This window comes from Rhizobacter sp. P2_H2 (assembly GCF_056403375.1).
In genome coordinates this window covers 1-3,191 of the sequence record NZ_JBFUFP010000638.1, presented here as the reverse complement: position 1 = coordinate 3,191, position 3,191 = coordinate 1, and the positions used below count along the sequence as shown (strand labels likewise).

The window sequence follows — 3,191 nt, the reverse complement described above, 5'->3', positions numbered from 1 at the left end:
GGCATCGCGCAGTGGCTGGTGTTCGGCGGCTCGTGGGGCTCCACGCTGTCGCTGGCCTATGCGCAGGCGCACCCCGAGCGCTGCCTCGGCCTGATCCTGCGCGGCATCTGGCTCGCCAGCACCGAGGAGCAGCAGTGGTGGCTGCACGGCATGCGGCAGTTCTATCCGAAGGAGTGGGAAGCGTTCGCCGGCGCCATTCCGCCCGAGGAACGCGGTGACCTGCTCGCGGCCTACCAGCGCCGCCTGAGCGACCCCGACCCCGCCGTGCACGCCGCCGCCGCGCGCGCCTGGAGCCACTACGAAGGCGCCTGCCTGCGGCTCATCCCGCTGCCGGCCGAGCCGCTGCGGCCGGAGGACGCCGTCTTCGAGCTGAACCTCGCGCGGCTCGAGGCGCACTACTTCGCCAACGGAGCCTTCCTCACGCCCAACCAACTGCTCGACGGCGTGCCGCGCATCGCCCACCTGCCTTGCACCATCGTGCACGGCCGCTACGACGTGATCTGCCCGGTGCGCTATGCCTTCGCGCTGGCCGATGCATGGCCCTCGGCCAAGCTGGTCGTGGTGCCCGATGCCGGGCATTCGTCGATGGAGCCTGGCATCACGTCGGAGCTGGTGGCCGCCACCGACGCATTCGCCGATGGCCGATGAACTGATCTGCGGCGAAGAGCCCGTGCTGGCCATGCTCGACGGCTGGTTCGCCGGCCGCGCGGGCGACTGGTGGGAAGGCTTCTACGCGGATCGCCAGAAGCCGGTGCCGTTCTTCGGCGACGCACCGGACGAGAACCTCGCCGAATGGGCCGATGCGCATGCAGCCCCCGGCCTGCGGGCGCTGGACATCGGCTGCGGCAACGGCCGCAACGCGCGCTTCCTCGCCCGATGCGGCTTCGATGTCGAAGGCGTCGACTACGCGCAGGCGGCGATCGATTGGGCCACGCAGCGTGCGAACGAATTCGGCGTGGCGGTGCAGTGGCACTGCAAGTCGGTCTTCGAGCTCGGCATGCCTGCAGGCAGCTTCGACCTCGTCTACGACTCCGGCTGCTTCCACCACCTGGCCCCGCATCGGCGGCACACCTATGTGCGGCTGGTCAGCGAGGCGCTGCGTCCGGGCGGCTGGTTCGGCCTGGTGTGCTTTCGGCCGGAAGGCGGCAGCGGGCTGACGGACGCCGAGGTCTACGAGCGCCGCACGCTGGGCGGCGGCCTGGGCTACACCGAAGAACAACTGCGTGCGATCTGGGCCACCGGGCTCGAGGTGCAGGGCACACGGCGCATGCTGAAGCCACCGCCGGGCGCGGAGGTGTTCGGCGAGGAGTTTCTGTCGGTGCTGTGGGCGCGCAAGCCGCTGGAACCGGTCGGCGGTTGATCAGGCCTTGGCCAGCTTCTTGTCGGGCTTCCTGTTCGCGGGCTGCTTCCGTGCTCGCGCCAGGTTCGACGTCACCAACGCCGCCGCCAACGTCACCAGCCACGAGAAGTACACCCACAGCAGGAACACCGGAAACGCCGCGAAGGTGCCGTACACCGTCTTGTAGGTCGGCAGCTTCAGCACATAGGCCGCGAAGCCGCGCTTGCCCAGCTCGAACGCGATGCCGGCGATCAGGCCACCGACGATCGCATCGCGCTTGCGCACGCGGGTGTTCGGCATGAAGTGGAAGAGGGCGGCCATCGCGATCGAGCCGATCAGCGCCGGCCCGAGCGTCAGCCCGAACTTGGCCCACGGCGGCAGCGTCTCGATCAGCCCGGCCGAGGCACTCACCGCGTACGACGTGGCCCACAGGCTCACGCCCAGCAGCGGCGGGCCGAACCCGATCATCAGCAGGTACATGCCGACGCGCTTCAGGAACGGCCGGTTCTTCTTCACCTTCCAGATCTGGTTCAGCGCGTTCTCGACGGTCAGCAGCAGCGCCACTGCGGTGACCACCAGGAACAGCGAGCCGACCAGCGTCAGCCCGTTCGCGTTGGTCGCGAACTGCGCCAGGTAGCGCAGCACGGTGCGCGAGATCTCCTCGGGCAGCAGGCTGCGCAGCAGATGCTCCTCGATCGCGTCCTCAAGTCGCTTGAACATCGGGAAGCGCGTGAAGAGCGCAAAGCACACCGCGAGAAACGGCACCACCGACAGCACGGTCGTGAAGGTGAGGCTGCCGGCGATCTGCGGCAGCCGCTCGGCCCGGGCGCGCTGGATCGTGAGTCGGGTGAGGTGGATCATCGGCGGGCATTCTGCCCTTGAGAGGCCGCTTCCCGGGTTGTCACCCGGGCTACGAATGCCGTAGCCCGGATGCAGCGCAGCGAAATCCGGGAATGCTGCGCAACTCGCTCAGGTCGCTCAGGCCGCCACCGGCGTGCGGATCAGGTGATCGAACGCCGACAGCGCCGCCTTTGCCCCATCGCCCGCGGCGATGATGATCTGCTTGAACGGCACCGTCGTCGCATCGCCGGCTGCGAACACGCCCGGCTGGTTCGTCGCGCCGCGCGCGTCGACGATGATCTCGCCGTACTTGCTCAGCTCCAGCGTGCCCTTCAGGAACTCGGTGTTGGGCACCAGGCCGATCTGCACGAACACGCCGGCCAGCTCCACGCGGTGCTCGGCACCCGTCGCGCGGTCCTTGAAGACCAGGCCATTGACCTTCTGCCCGTCGCCGGTGATCTCGGTCGTCTGCGCGTTGGTGTGCACCGTCACGTTCGGCAGGCTGTGCAGCTTCTTCACGAGCACCGCATCGGCCTTCAGCGCGTCGGCGAACTCCACCACGGTGACGTGCGCCACGATGCCGGCCAGGTCGATCGCCGCTTCGACGCCCGAGTTGCCGCCGCCGATCACCGCGACCGGCTTGCCCTTGAACAGCGGGCCGTCGCAGTGCGGGCAGTAGGCCACGCCCTTGTTCTTGTACTCGGCCTCGCCAGGCACGTTCACGTTGCGCCAGCGCGCGCCGGTCGAGAGGATCACGCTGCGGCTCTTCAACGCCGCGCCGTTCTCCAGCGTCACGGTGATCTCGCCGCCCGGTTGCGCGGCCGGCTCCAGCGCCGCGACGCGCTGGCCGTTCATGATGTCGACCTCGTAGACGCGCGCATGCGCTTCCAGCGCGGCCGCGAACTTCGGGCCCTGCGTCTCGAGGATCGACACGTAGTTCTCGATGCCCAGCGTGTCCAGCGTCTGGCCGCCGAAGCGCTCGGCGACGATGCCGGTGCGGATGCCCTTGCGC

General features: G+C 69.0%; 4 protein-coding genes. 2 read left to right on the top strand and 2 right to left on the bottom strand.

What is annotated here, in order from left to right:
• Window positions 1-648, top strand: a 648-nt coding sequence (locus AC1D15_RS23875; protein ID WP_477827929.1) for an alpha/beta fold hydrolase, incomplete at its 5' end; no start/stop codon positions are given.
• Window positions 638-1,360 carry a class I SAM-dependent methyltransferase gene (locus AC1D15_RS23870; protein WP_477827928.1) on the top strand — a complete coding sequence of 241 codons (723 nt, stop codon included), beginning with the start codon at window positions 638-640 and terminating at the stop codon, window positions 1,358-1,360. The genes AC1D15_RS23875 and AC1D15_RS23870, both read left to right, overlap by 11 nt.
• On the opposite strand, the gene AC1D15_RS23865 is transcribed toward AC1D15_RS23870, so the two are convergent.
• Window positions 1,361-2,200, bottom strand: coding sequence for a YihY family inner membrane protein (locus AC1D15_RS23865; RefSeq protein WP_477827927.1), 840 nt, complete (start codon window positions 2,198-2,200; stop codon window positions 1,361-1,363).
• A 117-nt stretch (window positions 2,201-2,317) separates the two neighbouring features.
• A partial coding sequence (locus AC1D15_RS23860) for an FAD-dependent oxidoreductase (RefSeq protein WP_477827926.1) occupies window positions 2,318-3,191 on the bottom strand: 874 nt, incomplete at its 5' end.

Bases quoted from the DNA above. Each gene is read 5' to 3' on its own strand.
- AC1D15_RS23865 (WP_477827927.1), bottom strand. From the start codon at position 2,200: ATGATCCACCTCACCCGACTCACGATCCAGCGCGCCCGGGCCGAGCGG.
- AC1D15_RS23870 (WP_477827928.1), top strand. From the start codon at position 638: ATGGCCGATGAACTGATCTGCGGCGAAGAGCCCGTGCTGGCCATGCTC.